We start from the raw sequence: 25307 nt of genomic DNA, 5'->3' as shown, positions 1-25307 counted from the left end.
ATTTCTCCTATTAGTGAAGAGAGTAATTCTTTTTATCACTAAAGCAATTACAGAAAGGAGCAAAAAGGCTATGAAGTATGGATAAACAAAAGCTTCGGTTACACGAAGCGGAAGCATGAAACAATTATAAATTTTATCAGAGAGAAAGGCAAGGATTGATTATGGAGGCAGAAAAACTAAATAATGGCAATAGAAAGTCCGGCTCATGTGAAGCTGGATTTTTTTATCGCAGGATTGGTGGGATAGTTTACAAAATCAGGGTATTAACGAGTGAAAACAGTACAGATACCTTTTCGGACAAGATTCGTTGAAAAATAAGGAATGGTACGTGGATGGCAAGGCTCCCTTGAACCTTGGCTATGATGCCATACGTTTGCGAGTAGACCTAGTAATACCAAGGGTTTCAGCGTTTGGAGACATAGCGTTGACACAAGTTTGACACAACATTTGACCAACGATTCAGAAGATGGATCGTTGGTCTTTTTTTATTTGTATAGGTAGTGAAGAATCCGGCACTTTGCCTATTGAACCCCAGACCCCGAGCGTTATAATCTCCCTGCTAATTAAGATATGGAGGTTAGGACGCTATGAGATATGAGGAATACTTGGAAAAGTTGAAAAATGCAGTGGAAAAGAAATTAGGTTGCCCGATAGAGATAAAAGAGATTAAAAAGAATAATGGATATACTTATCGGGGTCTGGTGGTACATGATGGGGCTTCAATAAAACCAGTGATTGCGGTACAGGGAAGGCGTGGATGACATGTTGATATTGACAAATATCTTTAGAATAAATGGTGCAGGTGTGATCTGTTATGATGGACTTCTCAAAATTATTGCAGACATGGCAGGTGAAAATCATATCATTATACCGTGTAGTATACATGAAACAATTGTCATGTCAGAAAAGACATGGCTGGATGAACAGGTGCTACAGGAAATGGTTTATAGTGTCAATCGGGAAGAAGTTCCAGCAGATGAAATTCTGTCGGATCATCCGTTTCGGTATGAGAGAGAAATGAACAGGCTTTGTATGATTTGAAACTGCATGGAAGGGTGTACAGACTGCACCCTTCCTTATTTTTCGTACATGATCTTGTAAGCGCATACACAAAAACGGACAGTATGAAATTGGTTGTGCACATGCAACAGTATCACTAAAATAAAGAGTATATCTCTGTTTATTAACACCACAGTAATTCTAAAGAATCAGCGTTATGATTGGTTCAGTAAAGAACAGGAGGACAGAGTGATGTTAAAGAATATGCAGGAAGAGAATGAAGGAACTGATGAAGGCGCAGCGGGAGGCAGCACGAAAAAAGGCACAGATGCAGGAAAGTGTCGCAGATGTGTATGATACGAATATTCGTACATTCAGTAAGAGTATAACAGGAGGGAAAACATGGCAGTAAAAGTTGGAAACAGTTGGGTGTCGGAAGCAGCTCTAAGTTATGCAAAAGTGAAAGCGGACAGTGGAGAATCCGCGACATTAAATGGACTCTTGGATCGCTACCCGGGCGTGAACTTCTCGACAAACACGCAGGCTTTTTCGCAGAAAGGTACGAATAATATTCAGATCGCACCGATTATTCTGGCACAGATGCAGAATAATCCGGACAAGCGGATCGAGTATGAGGCTTTGATCTATGATTGTGCAAAATTGATCTCAAGCGGCGCCATGGACTGGGCGCCTGCCGGTTCCCATGTGAAAGCGGCAGGAACGATCATCAATGCGGATGGCAGTGTGAGCGGCTGGGCGATCACGGAAGACGATAACGGGGATGAGTCGCGCGAAAAAACGAAGCTGGACAAGGACAAGAGAGATACGTGGGAGAAAAAGATCTTAGAGATGCATAAGCAAAAACGCATCAAAGAGAAGAAAGAAGCCCAGAAGCGTCTCGAAAAGAAAAGTATTGACTTGGACCCTACTTTAAGTTGTAATATAAACGTAACAGCTTAAAGTAGGGAGGCAATATGAAACAGACCGTAATTTTAAAGAATAAGTTATTTTTGTATCTGACGGAGTTTTTTGCGGGAATGTCCGTTATGGCAGTAGAGTTGGGAGCGAGCCGTCTGTTGGCACCGTATTTCAGTTCGTCGCAGATCGTCTGGACGATCATTATCGGAACCATCATGATCGCGATGGCGCTCGGCAATATTTACGGAGGAAGAAGTGCGGACAAGTCGCCGAATCCGGACCGCTTGTACACGAGAATCCTGATCGCTGCGATCTGGATCGCTCTGATTCCGGTGGTGGGCAAATATATCGTGCTCGGAATCTCGGCACTTTTGATTTTTACGGTGAGCAATAATTTTTTGATCATTGCAGCGTTTGCAGCATGTATGGTCATCTTTGTATTTCCTCTTTTCTTACTGGGAACCGTGACACCGTCGCTTGTAAAATATGCGGTGGACAGTCTGGATGATAACGGTAAGACAGTCGGTACACTCGGGGCATTCAACACGATCGGAAGTATCATCGGTACGTTTGTGCCGACCTTCGTGACGATTCCGGCGGTCGGAACGTCTATCACGTTTCTGATCTTCTCGGGAATTCTACTGGTTCTGGCAATCGTGTATTTTGTCAATGTCCGCGCAGGCAAAAAGAAAGTGATCGTATCGGTGGTAATCTTTGCACTGTGCTGCGGTCTTGGTTACTCGGATTCGTTTGCATTCTGGGAGAAGAATCTCACCTATGAGGGTGAATCGGTCTACAATTATCTGCAGGTATCGGAAGATGACACGTCGGTAAGACTGTCGACCAACGTGCTTTTTGGTGTGCAGTCGGTCTATATGAAGCAGGACAGGCTGACAGGCATGTATTATGATTACGCGATGGCGGCACCGCTCATGCTGGCGGATAAGAATCCATCGGATATGGATGTGCTGATCCTTGGAATGGGAACGGGAACGTATGCGACACAGTGCCGGAAGTATCTCGGGGATATGAACGTGGAAGGTGTGGAGATCGATGAGAAGATCACGCAGCTTTCGCGCAAGTATTTCTCACTCTCCGAGGATGTGCCGGTCACGACCTATGACGGCAGAGCTTATCTGAATGCGATGGATAAGAAATACGATGTGATCATGGTGGATGCCTATCAGGATATCACGATTCCTTTCCAGATGTCATCCGTTGAATTTTTTACACTGGTTAAGGATCATCTGAACGAGGACGGCGTGATGGTCGTAAATATGAACATGCGCGGCAGCGGAGATGGCAACATCAATCAGTATCTCTCCGATACGATCGGTCAGGTGTTTGACGCGGAGTATACGGTTGATGTGGCGAATACGACGAACCGCGAGCTTTTTGCATCGAACAATCCGTCGATCATGGAGAATCTGCAGGCAAATACAAAGCAGATCACAAATGCTGATTTAAGAAACATGATGGAGACGGTATACGCGGATAGCACTCCATACGGAAAAGGCGATTATATTTTGACGGATGATAAAGCTCCGGTGGAACTTCTCGGCATGCAGGTGATCGATCAGCTGATCGAGGAGGAAGTTGCCTATTATAAGGGAATCTACGAGCGTGACGGAATCCAGGGAGTGTTAAATTCATTGTAGGAGGAAACGGACATGATGTATAATCCGCAGTTGGATACGTTTTTGTGCGTTGTTGAGGCGGGAAGTTTCAGCAAGGCAGCGGAACAGTTGTATATATCGGCTCCGGCGGTCATCAAACAGATCAATTCGCTTGAGGCAAGTCTTGGTATGAAGCTTTTTGACAGGACGCACAGAGGGCTTGTGGTAACGGAAGCCGGACAGTCGATCTACAATGACGCAAAATATATCATCGGGTATTGCAAGGAGTCGGTGCAGCGGGCGAAAGAGGCAATGCAGGTATCGGACGATGTGATACGCGTCGGAATCTCGCCGATGACGCCGCCACAGGTATTTGTGGATCTGTGGCCACAGATCCAGAATCTATATCCAGATATAAAGTTTAAGCTGATCACATTTGAAAACACCTTGGAGAATGCAAGAGAGATATTGGCAAATCTGGGGCAGAATATCGATGTTGTAGCCGGAATATTTGATGAAACAATGTTAAAACTCAGAGGATGCGACGGCACTGAGATCTCAAGAGAACCGTTTTGTGTAGCGGTATCGATTCATCATAGGCTGGCGGAAAAGAAAAAGATTACATTGGATGATCTGGCGGGAGAAAATTTCATGCTCATGCAAAGAGGCTGGAGTTATTACGGAGATCGGTTAAGAGATGATATGATCAGGAATCATCCGGAAATCAACATCGTAGATTTTGATCTGTATAATGTGGAAGCGTTTAACTGGTGTGAGAATGAGAATAAGAATGAGGTTCTTCTTGCGTTCAAAAGCTGGGAAAGTGTTCATCCGTTGATCAAAATTATTCCGGTGGAATGGGATTACACCATGCCGTTTGGAATACTTCACTCGAAAACCCCGTCGGATAAGGTCAAGCGATTGATAAAGGCTATCCGGCAGATCAAATAAGGATGTGTGTATAAGCGCAAACCTAAAGGTTTATACTGCATAACAAAACGAGACTTCTTATCAGGTTACAAAGGAAGAATGTGAAAGATGCGTACTCGATGCGCTTAAAGTTGGATACCGTGCAATTGATACGGCGCAGAGTTATTTTAATGAGCGCGGTGTCGGGGAAGGGTCCGCACCTGTGGAATCCCGAGAGAAGACTTATTTGTTGTGTCTAAAGTTGCAGCAGAGCACAAGACATATGAGCAGGCAATGGCGGGAATCGATGAAACCTTAAAGAAGATGGGACTGTATTATCAGGATTTTTGCCGTGTTTTTTGCATTTTAAACTTTCAGTTAAAAATATATATTTGAATATAAAACATACACAATTTAAGGATAGATAAAAAATAAAGAGAAAAAATAAAAATTTTAAGCAAAATAGTTGACAATACAAAACACATATGGTAATATACAGTCAACAAAACAAACAAGACCTAATTACACAAGACTTCCAATCGAACCAAGCGGTTGGGAAGCCAATTGGAAATAAAGAGAAGCTTGGAGTAAGCAGGAATTGAATGAGAAGAGGAGGTACAGTCCAATGGGACGATAAGTAAAATCCAAAACTTCATGGTAAGTGTGGTAGTGTCTGATAGTTTTCAGCAGGAAAAGCCTTTTCAAATGGATGAGAATAATTCTTAAAGTTATTAGTAGAGGATAACAGAGACGATGGAAGGCAATGGATATGTACAGACATTTTACAGATGAAGATACTGCGGAAAGATACCACGGAAGGTAATTTGAGGGTAGGATGTACGGAAGAAGTTCATTCTATAAAAAGCGAGAGAGCATACTTCAGATTATTATTCAATATAGAGTATACATATCACTAATTTTCTAAACAGGTGGAAGCATTTGTGAGCTGGAAGAATTAAATTACAAAAGAAAGGAATAAAAAATTGAATAACGAAACCGAGTAGAACGGTCACTGTATTTTTAAAGTTGAAAGTATGGTGACCGTTTCTTTTTAATTTTAAAGTAAAATAAATTGCACATTCTACGAATTAAGAGTAAAATTTTATAAATAGTGAAAAACGGGATGAAACAGGGAGAAAAAATGTTGAAAAAATTAACGCAACAGGCTACAGATCTGATATTACATTCCATCGCCTCCGGCGAAGTCATGGGTGCTAATCTTCTCATAACAAAAGGAAATGAAGAACTGGTCTATGCACAGGCTGGAATGGCGGACCGGGAAGCGGAAAAACCAATCGAACGGAATACTATTTTCCGGTTATATTCCATGACAAAACCGATTACAGCAGTGGCGGCAATGATTCTGATGGAAAGAGGAATGCTTGATCTGTACGAGCCGGTAGCGGATATCCTTCCGGCATTTGCACACCAGAAAGTGGAGCGAGACGGAAAATTGTATACACCGGAGAGACCAATACTGATGCATGATCTTTTGGCGATGACTTCCGGGCTGGTATATCCGGAGGAACAGACCATGGGTGGACGTGCAGTCACAAAAGTGTTTGAGGAAGCGTGTGCGCGTCTGGAAAGTGATCACCCGGTGAGCACACAGAAAATGGCAGAAAGAATTGCGGCATGTCCACTGGTATTTGCACCTGGGACAAGCTGGCAGTATGTCGGCAAACCAGCAGCAGGCAATGCAGCAGTGGATCGGACTGGAAGGGTATACCTATGCAAATTTTATGCGGAGATGTGTGGCACCTGAATTGCAGCAGGGAATCTGTGTAAAGGGAGAATATGGCTGGGATGGCTGGCTGGGCGCATATTTTGCAAATCTGCCGGAACAGGATATCACGATCCTTATGGGAGCACAGAAAAAAGATGCGGGCACGTTTTCCCTGACACGCCGGTTGCGAAACCTGTGTCTTTCAAACATTCTGTAAATTACAGGAGGGTAATACATTTGGAACAGAAAAACATGCTTCCGGGACTGACGCGGGAGGCCGAAGAGCAAAAACTGCAGGAGATTATCGGGATTGCACAGCAAAATCTTGAACGCGCCAGAGCAGATATCCGGAAAGTGAACGAGGATCTGGAAGACTTGCTGGACGTGTATGAGGCACAGGATAAGGAAGGCCTGGCGTTGTGGAATAATGCAACCGCGCGTCTGAAGGAAAATGAGTATGATCTGGTGCGTTATGAGAAAGCGCGCAGGAAACCGTATTTTGGACGAATTGATTTCAAAGATCCGAATGTAAAAGGGGACGAGTCTTACTATATCGGAAGAGTGGGAATTGCAAAAAATAACTCGGAACCGGTCGTATTGGACTGGAGAGCACCGATTGCATCGGTATATTATGAGAGTGGTCTGGGGTCATGTCAGTATACCGTCAGTTCGGAGGGAACCTTTACGATTGACCTGAAACGGAAACGCACGTATGAGATTGAAAATGATCATCTGAAAGATTTTTTTGATTCCGATGTGGTGGCAAATGATGAACTTCTGACAAAGTATCTGGCGAAAAACAAGAAGGCGGTGCTCAGTGAGATCATTGCAACGATTCAGAAAGAACAGAATCTGATTATCCGGCGTTCGCCAAAGACCAATATCATTGTACAGGGTGTAGCCGGTTCGGGAAAGACAACCGTCGCCATGCACCGTATTTCCTATATTTTATACAATTACAGCGATGATTTCCGGCCGGAAGATTTCTATATTATAGGGAGCAACCGGATACTCTTGAATTACATTACGGGGGTATTGCCGGAACTGGATGTGTATGGCATCCGACAGATGACGATGGAACAGCTGTTCATCCGCCTGTTGTATGAGGATTGGGATGAACGGAAATATCGTTTTCACCTCCTGGAAAAAGATGATGAAAAGAATGCGCAGAAAGGAAAACGTGAGTGGTTTCATGATCTGGAATTATATTGTGCAGCTTATGAACAGAGGGAAATTTCACACGAGGAAGTTTATCTGGAAAACACAAAGACACTTCTGGTCGGGCATGTGCTGATCAATACTTATCTGCGGGAACATCCGGATCTTTCCATGCAGAGCAAAATTCTTATGCTCAACGAGGTTTTATATTCCAAATACGAAAACGAAGTTCTGGGAAAACAAATATCCTATCCGGCAAAAGTAAAAAAGGCACTGGATAAGAAATATGCTTCTTTTTTTGGAGATGGAAAATGGAAGACATCTATTTACGATTTTTACCGGGAATTCTTACAGGTGCAGGCAGTTGCCGGGAAAGAAGTAGATATACCAGAAACTTCTTTTGATGTATACGATCTTGCAGCGCTTGCCTATATTTACAAGCGGATCAAGGAAACTGATCCGGTGCGGGAGGCCAGTCATGTGGTCATCGATGAGGCACAGGATTTTGGAATGATGGCATATTGCTGTCTGCACTATTGTCTGCGGGGATGCACATACACGATCATGGGGGATACCTCCCAGAACATACATTTCCGGTATGGGCTAAATGACTGGGAGGAATTGCGGAAACTGGTGCTGACCGGCACGTATGATGCGTTTGGGCTGTTGCGGAAAAGTTACCGGAATACGGTGGAAATTTCCGAATTTGCAAATGATATTTTGCGGCATGGAGATTTTGCTGTGTATCCGGTGGAACCGATTATCCGGCATGGAGCAGCCGTGCGGGTGGAGAAACAGCCGGATGCAACAGCGCTTTTAGAAGAGACGGTACACACGATCCGGAAGTGGCAGCAAGATGGATATGAAACGATTGCGGTGATCTGTCGTGAGGAAAAAGAGGCAGCAGAGCTGGCGGAACAGTTGAAATCTTATATGGAGATTGTGGACTGTAACCCGGGGACTACGGAATTTGGAGACGGTGTTATGGTGCTTTCGGTTGCCTACACGAAAGGACTGGAGTTTGATGCGGTTCTTTTGTATGATCCGACGCAGAAAAAATATCCGGCAGATAACGGACATGTGAAACTTTTGTATGTTGCGGCAACCCGCGCGCTGCATGAGCTTGTGGTGTTGTATCACGGAAATCTGAGCAGAATTCTGACAGATCCGGTTTCAAAAGAGAAAAAGCAGAAAGTGTTTGCAGCAGAAACACTGACCAAGGCAAAGGAATATGAAAAGAAAACCTTTACGCAAAAAGAAATAGAGCAGCAGCGACGGACGGAGGCGGATAAGGAACGCAATGCGCGAAGTTATATCGGTCCGGAACGGATCGAGGTGTCTGCACCGAAGGAAGAGGAACCTGACATCCATCCGGTTTCAGAGAAGTCAGTACCCAAGAAAGAGAAACCTGTCATCCATCCGGGTTCGGAGAAGTCAGTACCCGAGAAAGAGAAATCTGTCATCCATCCGGTTTCAAAGGTGTCGAAGGCCCCGGAGATTGCGCAGATCAATCCGTCTCCTTATGCATTTGGGGATCTGCCGGATAACCGGTTGCTACCGGTACGTGGACATTCCCGCATGAATTATACGGTGAAATGGGCCAAAAAAACGAAAAAGCATATAGACATTGCAAGTATGGCAGGAATTCTTCGGCTGACACCGATGACACCCGAGGTGATAAGGGTAAGTTTCGTCAAAGGTGTGACGACAGAAATCAAGGATACCTACTGGAAACCGGAGGCAACGGATGTTTTTTCGTGGAGTGTCAGAGAGTCAAAGACGGCATTAAAAGTTTCCACGGAAAAAGTCAGTGCTGTGATTGATAAAAAAACAGGTGCCATACAATTTGAAACAGCAGATGGGACGGTACTGTTAAAGGAACGCTCCGTGGAACCGCGCCTGATTATGGATCAGCAGACCTGGGAATTTTTTGAATGGGATTCTTCGGAAAAGATTAATGCAAAGGGAATTCTTTCTACGGATCTGCTCGTGCTGCGTGCAAAGGCAAAGTATATTTCTTTTGGAGGAAAGCCTATGCGGATGCCTCTTGTTTTATCCGGGAAGGGGTATGGGCTTGGGATAGCGGCTAAAGAAACCGTTTTGCTCTGTAATATCAAAACCTATGGGCCTTACATTAGTACACTGGGCGAGGATCAGATCGACTATTATTTTATTTACGGGGAGACGAATGAAGAAACAATTTCCATGTACAAAAAACTAACTTTATAGACTTGTTCTTTTCCATATTTTCTTATTGAAAAACTTTCTCTTTTAGTAATTTACGTGTATAATTAAGAAAAATTATCAATAACACAAAAGAAAGAATGCAAAGGATAAGACAATATGACATTAAAAGAATTGGAAATCGGGAAAAGTGCAGTCATTAAAACCGTAGGCGGTGAGGGTGCGTTACGCCAGCATTTCCTGGATATGGGAGTGATTCCGGGAGCGGAAGTGACGGTGATTAAGTTTGCTCCAATGGGCGACCCGATGGAACTGCAGATCCATGGGTATGAGCTGACTCTTCGGTTGGCAGATGCAGATCAGATTACAATTGAGCAGATTTCTTCCCGTACCAGAAAGCATGAAGGAGCCAGAAACATTAATCAGTCGGTTCATCCGGGACTGGGCGAAGAAGGAAAGTATCATGTAAAAGGGGATGGAAACCCTTTGCCGGAAAAGACGAGGCTTACATATGCGCTGGTGGGAAATCAGAATTGTGGAAAGACGACGCTGTTTAACCAGCTGACCGGTTCAAACCAGCATATCGGAAACTTTCCGGGGGTTACGGTTGACCGCAAGGATGGACCGATCAAAGGATACCCAGACACTTTGGTGACAGATCTGCCGGGAATCTATTCGATGTCCCCTTACAGCAGTGAGGAGATTGTTTCAAGAAATTTTGTGCTGGAGGATAAACCAAAGGCGATCATCAATATTATTGATGCAACCAATATCGAGCGGAATCTGTATCTGACGATGCAGCTGCTGGAAATGGATATCCCGATGGTTGTGGCACTCAATATGATGGATGAGATGACCGGAAATTCAGGATCGGTGGATGTAAACGGGATGGAAGCGATGCTGGGTGTGCCGGTGGTCCCGATTTCTGCTGCAAAAAATGAGGGAGTGGATGAACTGGTAAGGCATGCACTGCATATCGCAAAATATCAGGAGCGGCCGGGACGACAGGATTTCTGTAGTGAAAATGAGTTTGGTGGAGCCGTGCACCGCTGTATTCATGCAGTCAGCCATCTGATCGAGGATCACGCAGAGCATGCGGGAATTCCTCTGCGTTTTGCAGCTTCTAAGATCATTGAAGGGGATCATCTGATTCTGCAGAAACTGGAACTGGACGAGAATGAGCACGAAGCAATTGAACATCTGATTGTACAGATGGAAAAAGAGCGTGGGCTCGATCGCAGTGCGGCGATTGCGGATATGCGTTTTAATTTCATCGAAAAGGTGTGCGAGAAAACGGTAGTAAAGCCGAAGGCAAGCCGGGAGCGCATCCGCAGTGAGAAAATTGATCGGATTCTGACCGGAAAATATACAGCAATTCCATGTTTTATCGGTATTATGCTGTTGGTGTTCTTCCTTACGTTCCATGTGATCGGCGCTTTTTTACAGAACCTGCTTGCCATGGGGATTGACGCACTGTCTAATGTGACAGACCGTGCGCTGACGGCAGCGGGAGTCAATGAAGTGCTTCACGGACTGATCATTGACGGTATTTTTGCCGGAGTCGGAAGTGTACTGAGTTTCCTGCCAATTATCGTAACATTATTTTTCTTTCTGTCATTGATGGAAGACAGTGGTTACATTGCGCGAGTTGCATTTTTTATGGATAAACTTCTGCGAAAAATCGGACTTTCCGGACGAAGCATTGTACCGATGCTCATCGGATTTGGATGTACAGTTCCGGCGGTGATGTCGACCCGCACGCTGCCGAGTGAGAGAGACCGGAAGATGACGATTTTGCTGACTCCGTTTATGAGCTGTTCGGCAAAACTGCCGATTTATGCATTTTTTACCAGCGCATTTTTCCCGGAGTATGGAGCACTCGTGATGTGTGCTTTGTATCTGACCGGAATTGTGATTGGGATCCTGGTTGCGTTGTTGTATCGGAAAACACTGTTCCGTGGAGATGCGGTTCCGTTTGTCATGGAGCTGCCAAATTATCGTCTGCCGGGGCTGAAAAATGTTATGCAGCTTTTGTGGGAGAAAGCAAAAGATTTCCTGCAGAAAGCATTTACCGTTATTTTTGTAGCAACGATCTGTATCTGGTTCTTACAGAAATTTGATTTGCATTTTAATCTGGTGGCGGATTCTAAAGACAGTATTCTTGCGATGATTTCAAACTGCCTGGTTCCAATTTTTGCACCGCTTGGACTGGGAGACTGGAGGATCTGTACTTCATTGATCAGCGGCGTTATGGCAAAGGAGAGCGTGATCTCAACTCTGGAAATTTTATTTGGAGGAGCAGTAAAGGATGCATTGACACCGGTAGCGGCAGCTTCACTTCTGGTATTTAGTCTGTTGTACACGCCGTGTATTGCAGCAATTGCTTCCATTCGCCGGGAACTTGGACGAAAATGGGCAGTTGGCATGGTGATCTGGCAGTGTATGATCGCCTGGGTGGCAGCATTTGCGGTAAGGTGGCTGATGGTTTTATTTATGAGATAATGAAAATAGAGCAGAAAGTACTTGAAGGAATCGGAAAGATAGAATAAAATAATAACAAAAAAGGATTATTTATTTATGCTCAGACAAATGTGGAAAAAGAGGGTTTGTTTTGTTCTGGCTGTGATTCTGGCAGTAATTGCTGTGACACCAATGGAAATGGAGCACACAGATGCAGCAATGGTACATTCGGTAACAGCATTGATGACGGGAAATCTGGTAAACAAGTCCAATGCGGACAAGCTGACTTACAGACAGCTGGAGACAAGCGCCTATGAGAGAAAACTGATTTCAAAAAGTGTGTATAATTACACGATGCAGCAGGTCCCGGCATTGTATGAGGGCAGGAACGTCATTAATGTGTCCGGTATGACCGGAAAAGCAAATACCAGTTATGTGGATGATGATGGTGTTGGTGAAAATGTCTCGTTTGTAAAATTTCAATGTAGAAAGAGCGGTAAATACCAGTTTACGGAAAGTGATTTTAAGGGAAAATCCAAGAATGAAGTGATCTATAATGATAACAATTATCTCATGTTTCTGCCAAAAGAGTTAAAAAGCGGGTATGAGATTTATGACCCATGGAACAGTACCTACTATCAGTTTCTTTCCAGAACTTTTGCAAGTGGTTATGGCAAAGTATGGTATGATGTCAACGCATCGAAAAAACTTACGAGAAGTGCGAAGCGTGCAATAAAAAATTCGGCAGGGTATACAAGCGCTATCCAGAGGGAACTGCAGAAGAAAAAAGACAGTATTTCCAGATACAGTATGGAATCTGAAAAAAATACGTATCGCTTAAAGAAAGGAAATACATATCTGCTTGTAATTTTTACGCCGGATTCCTTCCGCTTCCGGAAAAAAATAACAAACGGAAACAATTATTATAAGGAACAGTATCTTTCCGATATTCCATGGTCGTTCGATCTGAAAATTACTTATATGGATGAAAAAGCAGATTAGCAAAATTACCCTATTGTATTAGAAATCAGAACGTGGTACAATGCATAAGAATAGAAAAAGCATTGACGGAACAAGTAGTGAAATTGAAACATACAGAGAGAACGGTAGATGGTGTGAGCCGTTTATGGAAAGATTTCATGAAGACCACTCCTGAGCTGTGCGCGAAAGAAGCGTCACCGTGTAGCTGCGTTATAAGCCAAAGAGTAAAAGAATTAAGGTGGAACCGTGTATAAAGCACCCTTAGATATGTCATGCATATCCGGGGTGCTTTTTTATTTCCATACCAAAAGAAGGAGAGTTAACGTAAAATGGTAAACTTTAAGGAAAATGAAGAATTAAAAACACTGAATCATTCCTGTGCACATCTGATGGCACAGGCAATCAAGCATCTGTACCCACAGGCAAAATTCTGGGTTGGACCGGTTGTTGCAGAGGGATTTTACTATGATGTAGATCTTGGGGAAGATGTAATCCGTGATGAGGATATCGAAAAGATCGAAAAAGAGATGAAAAAGATTGCAAAATCCGGAAAGAAAATCATGCGACGTGAAGTTTCTAAGGCAGAGGCTATGGAAATGTTCCAGAATGATGAGTATAAACTGGATCTGATCTCCGATCTGGAAGATGGAAATATTACCGTATATGATCAGGGCGATTTTACGGATCTGTGCCGTGGACCGCACGTAGACAATGTAAAACTTTGCAGAAACTTCAAGCTGATCCGTCACTCTGGTGCATACTGGAAAGGTGACAGCAAAAACAAAGTGCTGCAGAGAATTTATGGTGTATGTTTCCCGACCGCAGAGGAGCTGGAGGCACACCTTAAGCTTTTAGAGGAAGCAAAGGAAAGAGATCACAGAAAAATCGGAAAGGACATGAACCTGTTTATGGTTGATGATCTGGTTGGCCGTGGACTTCCGATGTTCCTTCCGAAGGGATATGTGATCTGGCAGGAGCTGGAGAATTATATCAAGAACAAGGAAAGAAAGCTGGGCTATCTGCATGTTATGACTCCTTGTGTCGGTACCGTAAATCTGTACAAGACATCCGGTCACTGGGATCACTACAAAGAAAACATGTTCCCACCAATGGAGATGGAGGGAGAGTCTTTCGTTCTTCGTCCGATGAACTGCCCGCATCATATGATGATCTATGCAAACAGAAGACATTCCTATAAGGATCTGCCGATCCGTATCGGTGAGATCGCACATGATTTCCGTTACGAATCCAGCGGAACGTTAAAGGGTATCGAGCGAGGCAGACATTTTTGTCAGAACGATGCGCATCTGTTTGTAACACCGGAGCAGATTGAGGATGAGTTTACCAAGGTTGTAGACTTGATTTTTAGTACCTACAAGGATTTCGGAATTACCAATTACCGTTGTGTACTGTCTCTGCGTGATCCGGCAAACAAAGAAAAGTATCATGATGATGATGCTATGTGGAACAAGGCAGAGGATGCACTCCGCACGGTATTGAATGATCTGAAAATTGATTATACAGAGGAAATTGGAGAGGCTGCTTTCTATGGACCAAAGCTGGATGTAAACGTACAGCCTGCAGTCGGCAATGAGATCACACTTTCTACCTGCCAGCTTGATTTCTGTCTCCCGGCAAAATTCAATCTGTCTTATGTAGACCGTGATGGTGAGAAGAAGACACCGGTTGTTCTGCATCGTGCAATCCTTGGTTCCCTCGATCGTTTCATGGCATATATTCTTGAGGAGACCAAGGGAAATCTGCCGACATGGCTGGCTCCGGTTCAGGTTCGTGTGATGCCGGTTAAGACAGACAACGAGGAACTGACTGCTTATGCAAAGGAAATCTGCGATGCATTAGAGGCAAAGGATGTCCGTGTAGAACTCGATGACAGATCCGAGAAGCTTGGCTATCGTATGCGTGAAGGACAGGTGCAGAAGGTGCCGTATCTTCTGGTTGTCGGCTTCAATGAGAAAGAAGACAGAACCGTATCCTTCCGTCTGCATGGAGAAAAAGATACCACAGTTCTTCCACTGGATGAGTTTGTGGAGAAGCTTGAGAATGAGATCAAAAATAAGCTGAGAACTCATATCGGGGCTGAAAAATAAATAAAAGCCGATTTGAAACAGTAAAAAATGCGCGCAGCAAAAAGTGGTGCCCCCCTTTTGCTGCGCGCTTTTTTGCAGGAAAATATATTTTTACTTTCATGTTAGAAAGTCGTTGTATTCTGTTCAGAAACTTCCAACTTCCGGATCAACTGGAATTCATGTATAACCATTGCCAGTCCAACTGCAAAAGATAACACATCCGCAACCGGACTCGCATAAAGAATTCCCTTAATTCCCCAGAAACGCGGGAAAAGCAAAAGCAGAGGAAGCAGGAATAAAATCTGTCTTGTCAGAGAAAGAAACGTTCCCTTATATGCTTTTCCGATCGAACTGAAAAACGTCGAGGAAATCGGCTGCATAAAATTAAGCCATGTAAACAGCAGGAAAATCCGGAAATAGTTTACACCGAAATCAAAATATTCTTTGCTTCCGCTGCCAAACAGACCGAGGATCTGTCGCGGAAAAATCTGAAACAGCAGAAAGGATACAATGGATACAATGGCACCGACCGTAATCGCCAGACGATACGATTCCTTTACCCGGTTGTACTGTTTTGCACCGTAGTTAAAACTCTGGATCGGCTGGCTGCCCTGTGACAGGCCGATAATCACGGAAAAGTAAAGCTGGTTGACTTTCATGACAATTCCGGAACAGGCAATCGGAATTGACTCTCCGTAAACGGACTGTGCACCGTAATGTTTTAGCAGGTTGTTCATCGTAATCTGCACGATCATCATGGCAACCTGGTTGATGGCAGAAGCCATGCCAAGTGAGCAGATCTGTGCCAGATGGGAAGCATTCGGCCGGAAATGCTTGGAGTGCAGGGTTACTGTGCGGTAGTGTGACAGATAGCAGACCGCAATAATCGCAGAGATGACCTGACCGATCACGGTTGCCGCTGCAGCACCGTACATGCCCCAGTGGAATCCCAGAACAAACACGGCATCCAATACAATGTTGATGACGGCGCCGGAAATGTTTACAAACATCGCCATCTTTGGGCTGCCGTCTGCACGGATTAAGTGTCCGCTTCCGATCGTAAGAATTAAAAAAGGAAAACCGATCGCCGTCACACGGACGTATTGCCGGGCAAGCGGGAGAACATCTGCAGGGGAACCAAATCCGACCAGCAGAGGATTCAAAAATAATTCGGTTATGGCAAAAAGAAGGATGCCAACGGTAAGAAGCATTGTGATGGCGTTTCCGACAAAATAGGGAGCTTTTTCTTTTTTGCCGGCACCCATGTGAAGGTTGAAGCTTGCCGCACCGCCGATTCCAAACAGAAGTCCAAGTCCTGTGCACATCATGGCAAGTGGGAATGCAATGTTGGTAGCGGCATTGCCGAGTGTGCCGACCGCATTTCCGATAAAAAGCTGGTCTGCAATGTTGTATACCGCACTGACAAGCATGGCGATAATGCTCGGTACGGAAAAGCGCAGAATCAGCGAAGAAATTTTGTCCACGGCAAGTGGATTTTGTTGTTCTGAAGTCATATGTTTCGCCCTTTCTTATGTTAATATCTGTATTTGCTTTTATATGGCAAACTTATATTATTATAGCTTTTTTCCTGTTTTTTTTCAATGAAGCCGGGCAGCAGAAAAATAAAATGGAAATTTTTGTATTTCTGAAACTTTTATGTGTGATGAATGGTCTAATAGATAGAAACAAAAAAGGAGGAAAATAAAATGAGTAAACTGAGTAGTGTATTAAAAAAGACAGGTATTGCAGTAGCTGCTGCGGCAATGCTGGTGACAATGGGAGCAGGAACGGTGGTTACACAGGCAAAAACAAGTCTGCCGGTTTATAAAGTATCGCTGGCAAAGAAGTATACCAACAACCAGAAGGGCAAACAGATGGAAGCCAGTGTAAAGATTCCGAAAGTGAAAATTACAGGTACAGACGGAAAAGTTATGAAAAGCGAAAGTGAAAAACTGAATGCTGCAATATCCAGTTATCAGAATAAATTTATCAAAGATTATAAAAAAGATGTGGCAGCCATAAAGAAGGGAGAGAAGGGAAATGAGAGCCTTACTTCCGGATATAAGGTTGTAACCGACAACGACAAGCTGTTTTGCCTGCGGATTGATACGGTAATTGCTATGGGCGGCTCCCAGAGTTATGCAAAGATTTTCAGTGTGGATAAAAAATCCGGAAAACAAATCACTCTGAAAAATCTGTTCAAAAAAGGAAGCGGCTATATTGACCGGATTTCCGACAATATCAAAGAACAGATGCGGGCACAGATGAAAGAGAATGCAGATGTTACCTATTTTGTGGACGATGAAAACAATAAGTTCAATTTCAAGTCCATCAGCAATAAGACGAATTTCTATGTCAATGAGAAGGGAGAACTTACCCTTGTATTTGACAAGTATGAAGTAGCACCGGGATATATGGGAATGGTCGAATTTTCCATTCCGACGGGTGAGATTGTAGATATGGTTACAAACGGATATCTGAAATAAAAGGCATATAGAAAAAATGGCTCTGTGGGCAAATCCCACAGAGTCATTTTTTCTATTTGGTGCAAAGGAAGAGGATGCAATTTCTGATTTTTATGGTATACTGTCTGTAGAAAATAAAATGACGTGAGAGTATACCTATGAAAAACAGGACAAAAGCATTTGATTCCGGAATGGACGGTTATATTTCAAAACCGATGACCATCGATGCATTGTTTACCACATTAGAAGAAGTCTTACATTTATAAAACAGGATGTTTTAAAACAGAAAGGAGTCTGCCATGGATATAACGGGAGTAGGAAGTTCATCATATTTATATGGTTATGGAATTTCAGACAGTGATACAAAGAATGTCACAGGAAAAGAAAATGGCATCGGAAGCGTAGATGAAAACGGGAAACAGAAGGAATGCCAGACCTGTAAAAACCGTAAATATGTCGACGGATCAGATGAAGCAAATGTATCGTTTAAGAGTGCCGCGCATGTTTCCCCGCAGGCTGCATCATCGGCAGTCCGTGCACATGAGGGGCAGCATGTATCCAATGCCTACAGCAAGGCATCCGAGGAAAATGGCAGGGTGATTTCGGCATCTGTGCAGATTCATACTTCGATCTGTCCGGAGTGCGGGAGGTCGTATGTGTCAGGCGGAGTGACCAATACGCAGATCAAATACTACAATGAATCAAATCCGTACCAGAAGGATTTAAAGGTAACCGACGGGATAAAGGCACGGGGAGATCATGTGGATATGCAGGTGTAGGGGATTGAAGCATGCAGTTCGTGTTGACTAATTTGTATAACAGCTGATAAAATGATTGGGAAAATTACGGCATCTGATTCATTCATCTGCAGAGCATTTGGTGAAAAAGATACGACGGTAATTGTGTTGAACAATTTTAATATAAATGAATAAAAACTCTGACGGCAAGGATGATCCGAGCAGGAATAGTTAAGAAATAAGGATTTACAGAACCATCTTTCTGACAGATTGCCCGAAAGATGGTTTTTTGCGTTGAAAATAACAGGAGGATAGCATGTTAAAGGTAGCAGTATACGGAAAGGGCGGTATTGGAAAATCCACAGTGACTTCCAATCTTGCAGCAGCTTTTGCAAATATGGGAAAACGTGTCATTCAGATCGGATGCGATCCGAAAGCGGATTCCACCATTAATTTACTTGGTGGTGAGCCACTTCGTCCGGTAATGAATTATATGAGGGAAGAGGACGAGGAGCCGGATGAGCTGGCGCAGATTTCAAAGGAAGGCTATGGAGGAATCCTCTGCATTGAGACGGGCGGACCGACACCGGGACTTGGCTGTGCGGGGCGTGGAATTATTGCGACTTTTCAGCTTCTTGAAGATATGGAACTATTCGAACATTATAAACCCGATGTGGTTTTGTATGATGTATTAGGTGATGTTGTGTGCGGTGGATTTGCAGCACCGATTCGTGAGGGATATGCGGATAAGGTTCTGATCGTTACATCCGGTGAAAAAATGGCACTGTATGCTGCCAACAATATTTCCAGTGCAGTCAGAAATTTTGAGGATCGCAGTTATGCCCGGGTATTTGGCATCGTGTTAAATCACAGAAATGTGGAAAATGAGAAAGAAAAAGTACAGGCATTTTCAGAAAAGATCGGGGTGCCGATTGTGGGAGAAGTGCCGCGAAGTAATGAAATTATTCACTGGGAAGAGCAGGGAAAGACTGTGATCGAAGGAGATCCGGCCTCTGAAATCAGCAGATGTTTCTTTGATCTTGCCACATTGTTATGGAAAGAAGAGGAAAACGCATGAGACAGGAAGCATATTTTTGTACGGTAAAAGAGCTGGATGAGCTTGGAAAAAATAACATTCCCAGACAGCTTATTTCCCATACACATCTGATCTACAGTTCCCCTGCAACGCTGGCATTCAATTCTCCGGGAGCAGAAGGATTTGGTGTCAAACGTGCAGGTCTGGCGGTTCCGGATTCTGTTATGTTGATCGTGTCTCCGGGATGCTGTGGCCGCAATACCTCGGTGCTTAGTTCGATGCGGGCCTATCAGGACCGTTTTTATTATCTGTTGATGGATGAGACGGATATTGTGACCGGAAGGCACCTGAAAAAGATCCCTAAGGCAGTAGCGGAAATATGCGAAGGACTTAAGAAAAAGCCGTCTGTTGTGATGATATGTATTACCTGTGTGGATGCGCTGCTTGGCACGGATATGGAGCGTGTCTGTCACAAGGCAGAGGAATATGCAGGGGTTCCGGTAAGGCCATGTTATATGTATGCACTGACCAGAGAGGGCAGAAAACCACCGATGGTGCATGTGCGGCAGTCCGTTTATTCGTTGCTGGAACCGAAAAAGAAAAAAGGAAACGTGGTGAATTTACTGGGATATTTTTCACCGCTTACGGATGACTGTGAGCTGTATGATCTGCTTCATGGGGCAGGAGTAAAAACAATCCATGAGATTTCCAGGTGCAAGGATTATGCACAGTATCAGACCATGTCGGAAGCAAATTTTAATCTGGTACTGCATCCGGAAGCGCGCTTTGCGGCAGAGGATTTTCATGACCGGCTGAAAATTCCATATATCGAGCTGCGCAGATTATATCAGATCGATAAAATTGCCAGTCAATATCGTGCTTTTGCCGCTGCACTGGGTGTGGAATTTGAGGATGAAATACCGCGTAAGGCAGCAGAGGAGGCGGTAGAAAAATTCCGGGAAATACATCCGGATGCAGTCTTTGCCGTCGGAGAATGGATGAACGGAGATCCGTTCGAACTGGCACTTGCATTGGTACACTATGGATTTCGTGTGTCGGAGATTTATGGAACATTATCCGGTGAAAACTTTGTCTATGTAAAACAACTGGCAAAAATCAGTCCGGATACGAAAGTTTTTTCCAATCTGGAACCGACCATGCTGTATTATGACAAAAGTCAGTCCGGCGTCAATATGACCATAGGAAAAGATGCCGGCTATTATCATAAAGAATGTTCCAATGTGCTCTGGAATGAAGAACGGCAGCCATACGGTTATGCCGGTGTGCGCAGACTGTTTGAGGCATTGGCGGAGGTATAACACAATGAGAGGACTGAGAAAATATCTGACACCATTTGCACCGGATCAGTCAGGTGCGGTGTCTGTATTATATGAATTTGGCGGTATTATCGTCATTTGCGATGCCGGTGGTTGTACCGGAAATATCTGTGGATTTGATGAGCCGCGGTGGTTTGAGAGCAAAAGCGCACTGTTTAGTGCAGGGCTTCGCGATATGGATGCAATTCTCGGCCGTGATGACAGGCTGGTGGCAAAGCTTGCAGATGCAGTGACAAAACTGGATGCAAAGTTTGCAGCAATTATCGGGACGCCGGTTCCGGCCGTTATCGGAACGGATTACCATGCCTTAAAGCGTATGACGGAGAAAAAAGTGGATCTGCCGATTCTGACTGTGGATACGGATGGAATGGAATTGTATGACAAGGGGGAAGAAAAAGCCTGGAAGGAACTGTTTTTGGTATTTGCAGGTGAAAAAGAAGACGTGATTTTGGGCAGAATCGGGATACTTGGCATGACACCACAGGATATCAGTGATCTGCGTGCAGCAGACCGTATCCGGGAGCATTTTGCGGCAGAAGGAAAAACTGCTGTCTGCTTTGGAATGGGAAATGGACTTGATGATGTAAAATCGGTTTCCAATGTGGAAAAAAATATCGTGGTATCGCCGGCCGCTTTAGAGGCAGCGAAATATCTGGAACGAACATATGGAACACCGTACGAGACAGGCTATCCGCTGGTGGATGAACTGGTTTACGATATGGATTATCATGGGAAAAAGGTACTTATTGTACAGCAGCAGGTGATCGGATCTGCAATCCGGGAAGAGATACAAAAAAAAGCAAAGGATGCAAAGGTGACAGTTGCAAGCTGGTTTATGATAAAGCCAGAGCTTTGCAGTGACACAGATCTGCATCTGCGGGATGAAGAAGATTATATAAGGCTGGTGGAAAACATGGAATATGATGTGATTTACGCTGATCCATGTATGAAGCGTATGACACCGGAATTTGACGGAATCTTTGTGGATACGATACATTTTGCGGTATCGGGGCATCTTGCAGAGATGAGATAACAGTTGCCGGTTGTCTTGTAAGATGTGACCCGCAATAAGGGAGTGTACGATTGGAGAAAAGTGTGTATAAGAATGAGATGACCTGGCGCATCCGGGTATACGGTATCGTTCAGGGTGTTGGTTTCCGGCCAACGGTAAGCCGCCATGCGACAAACCATGGAATTTACGGAACTGTTTGCAATAAAGGACCCTATGTGGAAATTTATGCACAGGGGACAAAAGAACAGATCGAAGGATTTTTAAACAGTCTGAAAGAACATCCACCGAAGCGTGCGGCTGTTTTGAAGATAAATACAGAGAATATCACCGCAGATACAACAGAACAGTTTGAACATTTTGACATTATCGAAAGTGAAAAAACAAAAGGGGAAATCTTTATTTCCCCGGATATTGCAATCTGCGATGAGTGCAAGGCAGAAATGTTTGACCCGAAAGACAGACGGTATCTGCATCCGTTTATCAACTGCACCTGCTGTGGACCAAGGCTTACGATTCTGGATGCTCTGCCGTATGACAGGGAACGCACAAGTATGAAAGAGTTTCCGATGTGCCCGGACTGTGCAAAAGAATACACGGATGAGAAAACCAGGCGGTATGACGCGCAGCCGGTGTGCTGCAACCAATGTGGACCACAGGTGTATCTGATCGGCAGACCCGAGCGGGGACGTGCCGCAATTACATATACACGCCGGCTTATTCGTGAAGGCAAAATTGTAGCAATCAAGGGAATTGGAGGGTTTCATCTGTGCTGTGATGCTACAAATGAAGAAGTGGTCTGCCGTCTTAGAACATTAAAAAACCGCCCGGCCAAGCCCTTTGCAGTTATGGCAAAAGATGAATCGGTTGTAAAACGGGAATGTGTGGTGACGCCGGAGCAGGAGGCGATTCTTACCGGACATCAGAAACCGATTCTGTTACTGGACAGACGAAGCGATGGCGGGCTGGCATCTTCGGTGGCACCGAACAATCCAAAAGTTGGTGTGATGCTTCCATATGCACCGGTGCAGTTATTGATTTTTCAGTATGATGATGGTATCGAGATGCCGGATCTTCTGGTGATGACCAGTGGAAATACTTCCGGTGCACCGATCTGTCGTGAGGATGAGGAAGCTGTTGCCGAATTATCCCATTTGTGTGATGCGATGCTGTCACATAACCGCAAAATCAGGATACGGGCAGATGATACGGTGATGGATTTTTACAGAAATGAACCGTACATGATCCGGCGTTCCAGAGGCTATGCACCGCTGCCGTTTATGACAAAAGCAGACTGGAAAGGACAGGTGCTCGCGGTTGGCGGGGAATTGAAAAATACCTTTTGCATAGGTGTGGACAACAGGTTTTATCCGTCACCATATGTGGGAGATCTGGAGGACTTAAGAACGGTAAAGGCATTGCAGGAGACAATACACCGGTTTCAGACATTGCTGGAAGTAAAGCCACAGGCTGTGGTCTGTGATCTGCACCCAAAATACAATTCTACGGTTGTAGCGGAAGAACTTGGATATCCGGTGATAAGAGTGCAGCATCATTATGCACACATATTATCGTGTATGACAGAAAATGACTGTCATGATCCGGTCATCGGAGTCGCTTTTGACGGAACCGGATATGGAACGGACGGCACGATCTGGGGCGGAGAGATCCTGCTGGCGGATTATGGGAATTTTACAAGATTCGGAAGTATTACCCCGTTTTTACAGATGGGGGGCGATGCTTCTGCAAAAGAGGGCTGGCGTATTGCGGTCTCTATGATTTACGGATATACGAAAGATCGCAAAAGGGCATGGGAGATCATGGAAACACTGGGTCTTTGCAGCGAACAGGAAAGCAGGGTACAGTTCACCATGGCAGACCGGAAGATTAATGCGGTGGCTTCAACCAGTGCAGGACGGCTTTTTGATGCCGTCAGTGCGATACTCGGGATCAGGCGCAGGTCAGGATTTGAAGGGGAAGCATCGACGGCATTGCAGTTTGCAGCAGAGGCATACGAGCAGCAGAACCTCTCAAATATCTCACAGGAGCAAAAGGAAAATAAGGATATACTGCTACATGAAACAAAAGAGCGTTTCGTTTTAAATACACAGATGTTGGTGCAGCAGATTACAGAAGCAAAAATGCGGGGCGAAGACACCGGGATGCTGGCATATCGGTTTCATCAGGTACTGGCAGAAATGATTACAGCTGCCTGTATCAAAGCAAAAGAAAGCAGTGGCAGGGATAAAGTTGCCTTAAGCGGTGGCGTATTCCAAAACCGGTTACTGCTGCGTCTGACAGAAGAACGACTGTTACAGGAAGGATTCGAAGTGCTGCGGCACCGTATGATTCCGCCGAATGACGGAGGAATTGCAATCGGACAGGCAGCATATGGGATGTATCAATTACAGAAATAGGAGGATAAAAAGATGTGTGTAGGTTTATCAGCTAAGGTAGTAAAAATCAGTAATGGCACGGCGGTCATTGATGCAGGTGGTGCCAAAAGAGAGGTTTCTTCCCAGCTTCTGGAAGATCTGGAGCCGGGAGATTATGTTATGGTGCATGCAGGTGTAGCAATTGCAAAAATCACCGATGAGGACGACAGTGAAACCGAGCAGCTCATGGAGGAATTTTTATAATGAAAACAGCCAGAGAGATCATTGAAAATTATGATGGCCCGGATGTGCGTATCATGGAAGTGTGCGGTACGCACACACATGAGATTTTCCGGCTGGGAATCCGTAAACTGCTGCCAAAACAGGTAGAATTGATTTCCGGACCGGGATGTCCGGTATGTGTAACACCGGTTAGTTTTATAGATGAAGCTATTTATCTGGCATTGGAAAAAGGAGTTACAATCTGTACATTTGGTGATCTGGTGCGAGTGCCGGGAACCAATATGAGCCTTGCGGGAGCCAGAGAACAGGGAGCGAAAATCCATGTTGTGTATTCTCCGGCAGATGCCGAAAAATATGCCGGAGAACATCCGGATGAGCAGGTGACATTTCTGTCGGTCGGATTTGAGACAACGACACCGGCAGGATGTCTTTCCGTAAAGGCGGCAAGAGAAGATGGACTGGATAATTACTCTATATTGGTGGCAAACAAAACCATGCCTCAGGCGTATGAGGCACTAAAGGACAGTGCAGATGTATTTTTATATCCGGGACATGTCAATGCCATTACGGGAACACGTCTTTGCGAAGCTCTGACCGAAGAAGGGGTCAGCGGTGTTGTGGCAGGATTTACGGCAAAAGAACTGATGACAGCACTGGCGGTTGCGCTGGTAAAATTCCAGGAAGGAAAGCCATTTTTTGTAAACTGCTATCCGCGAGTGGTGACACAGGATGGAAGCAGGGAGGCACAGCTGCTTGTAGATGAGATGATGGAAGCCTGTGACTGCGAATGGAGAGGGCTGGGTGTTATTCCGAAATCCGGCATGAAATTAAGACAGGAGTGGCAGGAGTTCGATGCACGTCTCAAATATCAGATGCCGAAAATTGAAGGAAAACCAAATCCGGCCTGCCGCTGTGGCGATGTACTTCAGGGGAAATGCAAACCATCCGATTGTAAAGTATTCGGAAAAGGCTGTACACCGCAGCATCCGATCGGCGCCTGCATGGTGTCCGGTGAGGGAGCCTGCTCTGCATATTATCAGTATTCATAAGAAAGAAGGAAAAAACAT

General features: G+C 44.6%; 23 protein-coding genes, 1 pseudogene and 1 other annotated feature. Of the genes and pseudogenes, 23 read left to right on the top strand and 1 reads right to left on the bottom strand.

Annotation, left to right across the window (positions count from 1 at the left end; genetic code table 11):
- The first annotated feature begins 161 nt into the window (after positions 1-161).
- The 15 genes and pseudogenes from M72_RS18135 to thrS all read left to right on the top strand — a co-directional run bounded on the left by M72_RS18135 (position 162) and on the right by thrS (position 15059).
- A complete protein-coding gene (locus tag M72_RS18135; protein ID WP_242853350.1) occupies positions 162-311 on the top strand; it encodes a transposon-encoded TnpW family protein in 150 nt (49 codons plus the stop codon).
- 276 nt (positions 312-587) lie between these two features.
- On the top strand, positions 588-761 hold the full coding sequence (locus M72_RS17245; protein WP_156337585.1) for a hypothetical protein: 174 nt from the start codon (positions 588-590) through the stop codon (positions 759-761).
- Position 762: 1 nt separating this feature from the next.
- A complete protein-coding gene (locus tag M72_RS13805; protein WP_055068633.1) occupies positions 763-1041 on the top strand; it encodes a DUF5688 family protein in 279 nt (92 codons plus the stop codon).
- Between the two features lie 235 nt (positions 1042-1276).
- Entirely contained in the window at positions 1277-1411 is a 135-nt protein-coding gene (locus M72_RS17740; RefSeq protein ID WP_261291838.1) for a hypothetical protein, read from the top strand.
- Entirely contained in the window at positions 1402-1959 is a 558-nt protein-coding gene (locus tag M72_RS13800; RefSeq protein ID WP_055068632.1) for a DUF6033 family protein, read from the top strand. The genes M72_RS17740 and M72_RS13800 overlap by 10 nt, the downstream gene beginning before the upstream one ends.
- 14 nt (positions 1960-1973) lie before the next feature.
- A complete protein-coding gene (locus tag M72_RS13795) occupies positions 1974-3575 on the top strand; it encodes a spermidine synthase (protein ID WP_055068631.1) in 1602 nt (533 codons plus the stop codon).
- Between the two features lie 12 nt (positions 3576-3587).
- The gene (locus tag M72_RS13790) at positions 3588-4484 is read left to right on the top strand and encodes a LysR family transcriptional regulator (RefSeq protein ID WP_055068630.1); all 897 of its coding nucleotides are present in this window, start codon (positions 3588-3590) and stop codon (positions 4482-4484) included.
- A gap of 118 nt (positions 4485-4602) precedes the next feature.
- Positions 4603-4761 (top strand): annotated as a pseudogene (locus M72_RS18280) (hypothetical protein); the annotation flags it as partial.
- Positions 4695-4838, top strand: coding sequence for a hypothetical protein (locus M72_RS17990; protein ID WP_176694794.1), 144 nt, complete (start codon positions 4695-4697; stop codon positions 4836-4838). The pseudogene M72_RS18280 and the gene M72_RS17990, both read left to right, overlap by 67 nt.
- A 745-nt stretch (positions 4839-5583) precedes the next feature.
- Positions 5584-6207, top strand: a complete 624-nt coding sequence (locus M72_RS13785) for a serine hydrolase domain-containing protein (protein WP_176694793.1) — start codon at positions 5584-5586, stop codon at positions 6205-6207.
- Positions 6197-6385, top strand: a complete 189-nt coding sequence (locus M72_RS16945; protein ID WP_138347576.1) for a hypothetical protein — start codon at positions 6197-6199, stop codon at positions 6383-6385. Before M72_RS13785 ends, M72_RS16945 begins: the two co-directional genes overlap by 11 nt.
- Positions 6386-6420: 35 nt before the next feature.
- A complete protein-coding gene (locus M72_RS13780) occupies positions 6421-9555 on the top strand; it encodes a 3'-5' exonuclease (RefSeq protein ID WP_055068677.1) in 3135 nt (1044 codons plus the stop codon).
- Between the two features lie 114 nt (positions 9556-9669).
- Entirely contained in the window at positions 9670-12012 is a 2343-nt protein-coding gene (gene feoB / locus M72_RS13775) for a ferrous iron transport protein B (protein WP_022045001.1), read from the top strand.
- 75 nt (positions 12013-12087) lie between these two features.
- A complete protein-coding gene (locus M72_RS13770) occupies positions 12088-12972 on the top strand; it encodes a hypothetical protein (RefSeq protein WP_055068628.1) in 885 nt (294 codons plus the stop codon).
- Positions 12973-13025: 53 nt separating this feature from the next.
- Positions 13026-13217: a binding site (T-box leader), on the top strand.
- A gap of 63 nt (positions 13218-13280) precedes the next feature.
- Positions 13281-15059 (top strand): threonine--tRNA ligase, encoded by a 1779-nt coding sequence (gene thrS, locus M72_RS13765; protein WP_055068627.1) that lies wholly within the window; start codon positions 13281-13283, stop codon positions 15057-15059.
- A 101-nt stretch (positions 15060-15160) separates the two neighbouring features.
- On the opposite strand, the gene M72_RS13760 is transcribed toward thrS, so the two are convergent.
- Entirely contained in the window at positions 15161-16552 is a 1392-nt protein-coding gene (locus tag M72_RS13760; protein ID WP_055068626.1) for an MATE family efflux transporter, read from the bottom strand.
- Between the two features lie 192 nt (positions 16553-16744).
- On the opposite strand from M72_RS13760, the gene M72_RS13750 reads away from it, so the two are divergent.
- The 8 genes from M72_RS13750 to hypD all read left to right on the top strand — a co-directional run bounded on the left by M72_RS13750 (position 16745) and on the right by hypD (position 25289).
- On the top strand, positions 16745-17524 hold the full coding sequence (locus tag M72_RS13750) for an RsiV family protein (RefSeq protein ID WP_055068624.1): 780 nt from the start codon (positions 16745-16747) through the stop codon (positions 17522-17524).
- A 278-nt stretch (positions 17525-17802) separates the two neighbouring features.
- Entirely contained in the window at positions 17803-18282 is a 480-nt protein-coding gene (locus tag M72_RS13745; RefSeq protein WP_055068623.1) for a hypothetical protein, read from the top strand.
- A gap of 274 nt (positions 18283-18556) precedes the next feature.
- Complete coding sequence (locus M72_RS13740; RefSeq protein WP_055068622.1) at positions 18557-19318, top strand: nucleotide-binding protein; 762 nt, start codon at positions 18557-18559, stop codon at positions 19316-19318.
- Complete coding sequence (locus M72_RS13735) at positions 19315-20595, top strand: nitrogenase component 1 (RefSeq protein WP_055068621.1); 1281 nt, start codon at positions 19315-19317, stop codon at positions 20593-20595. Before M72_RS13740 ends, M72_RS13735 begins: the two co-directional genes overlap by 4 nt.
- 4 nt (positions 20596-20599) lie before the next feature.
- The gene (locus M72_RS13730; RefSeq protein WP_055068620.1) at positions 20600-21646 is read left to right on the top strand and encodes a nitrogenase component 1; all 1047 of its coding nucleotides are present in this window, start codon (positions 20600-20602) and stop codon (positions 21644-21646) included.
- A 77-nt stretch (positions 21647-21723) separates the two neighbouring features.
- Positions 21724-24039: a carbamoyltransferase HypF gene (gene hypF / locus M72_RS13725; protein ID WP_055068676.1), complete on the top strand. Its 2316-nt coding sequence runs from the start codon at positions 21724-21726 to the stop codon at positions 24037-24039.
- A gap of 12 nt (positions 24040-24051) precedes the next feature.
- Entirely contained in the window at positions 24052-24261 is a 210-nt protein-coding gene (locus M72_RS13720; RefSeq protein WP_055068619.1) for a HypC/HybG/HupF family hydrogenase formation chaperone, read from the top strand.
- Positions 24261-25289 (top strand): hydrogenase formation protein HypD, encoded by a 1029-nt coding sequence (gene hypD, locus M72_RS13715; protein ID WP_022044991.1) that lies wholly within the window; start codon positions 24261-24263, stop codon positions 25287-25289. The genes M72_RS13720 and hypD overlap by 1 nt, the downstream gene beginning before the upstream one ends.
- The last annotated feature ends 18 nt before the right edge of the window (positions 25290-25307 follow it).

Origin of the sequence: Roseburia faecis (assembly GCF_001406815.1) — a bacterium.
Lineage (GTDB): Bacteria > Bacillota > Clostridia > Lachnospirales > Lachnospiraceae > Roseburia > Roseburia faecis.
Note: the sequence above shows the minus strand (reverse complement) of the source record. Positions and strands in the feature narration are given on the sequence as shown.

Coding starts and splice junctions, on each gene's coding strand:
- M72_RS18135 (WP_242853350.1), top strand. CDS start 162: ATGGAGGCAGAAAAACTAAATAATGGCAATAGAAAGTCCGGCTCATGT.
- M72_RS17245 (WP_156337585.1), top strand. CDS start 588: ATGAGATATGAGGAATACTTGGAAAAGTTGAAAAATGCAGTGGAAAAG.
- M72_RS13805 (WP_055068633.1), top strand. CDS start 763: ATGTTGATATTGACAAATATCTTTAGAATAAATGGTGCAGGTGTGATC.
- M72_RS17740 (WP_261291838.1), top strand. CDS start 1,277: ATGAAGGAACTGATGAAGGCGCAGCGGGAGGCAGCACGAAAAAAGGCA.
- M72_RS13800 (WP_055068632.1), top strand. CDS start 1,402: ATGGCAGTAAAAGTTGGAAACAGTTGGGTGTCGGAAGCAGCTCTAAGT.
- M72_RS13795 (WP_055068631.1), top strand. CDS start 1,974: ATGAAACAGACCGTAATTTTAAAGAATAAGTTATTTTTGTATCTGACG.
- M72_RS13790 (WP_055068630.1), top strand. CDS start 3,588: ATGATGTATAATCCGCAGTTGGATACGTTTTTGTGCGTTGTTGAGGCG.
- M72_RS13785 (WP_176694793.1), top strand. CDS start 5,584: ATGTTGAAAAAATTAACGCAACAGGCTACAGATCTGATATTACATTCC.
- M72_RS13780 (WP_055068677.1), top strand. CDS start 6,421: ATGCTTCCGGGACTGACGCGGGAGGCCGAAGAGCAAAAACTGCAGGAG.
- feoB (WP_022045001.1), top strand. CDS start 9,670: ATGACATTAAAAGAATTGGAAATCGGGAAAAGTGCAGTCATTAAAACC.
- M72_RS13770 (WP_055068628.1), top strand. CDS start 12,088: ATGCTCAGACAAATGTGGAAAAAGAGGGTTTGTTTTGTTCTGGCTGTG.
- thrS (WP_055068627.1), top strand. CDS start 13,281: ATGGTAAACTTTAAGGAAAATGAAGAATTAAAAACACTGAATCATTCC.
- M72_RS13760 (WP_055068626.1), bottom strand. CDS start 16,552: ATGACTTCAGAACAACAAAATCCACTTGCCGTGGACAAAATTTCTTCG.
- M72_RS13750 (WP_055068624.1), top strand. CDS start 16,745: ATGAGTAAACTGAGTAGTGTATTAAAAAAGACAGGTATTGCAGTAGCT.
- M72_RS13745 (WP_055068623.1), top strand. CDS start 17,803: ATGGATATAACGGGAGTAGGAAGTTCATCATATTTATATGGTTATGGA.
- M72_RS13740 (WP_055068622.1), top strand. CDS start 18,557: ATGTTAAAGGTAGCAGTATACGGAAAGGGCGGTATTGGAAAATCCACA.
- M72_RS13735 (WP_055068621.1), top strand. CDS start 19,315: ATGAGACAGGAAGCATATTTTTGTACGGTAAAAGAGCTGGATGAGCTT.
- M72_RS13730 (WP_055068620.1), top strand. CDS start 20,600: ATGAGAGGACTGAGAAAATATCTGACACCATTTGCACCGGATCAGTCA.
- hypF (WP_055068676.1), top strand. CDS start 21,724: ATGACCTGGCGCATCCGGGTATACGGTATCGTTCAGGGTGTTGGTTTC.
- M72_RS13720 (WP_055068619.1), top strand. CDS start 24,052: ATGTGTGTAGGTTTATCAGCTAAGGTAGTAAAAATCAGTAATGGCACG.
- hypD (WP_022044991.1), top strand. CDS start 24,261: ATGAAAACAGCCAGAGAGATCATTGAAAATTATGATGGCCCGGATGTG.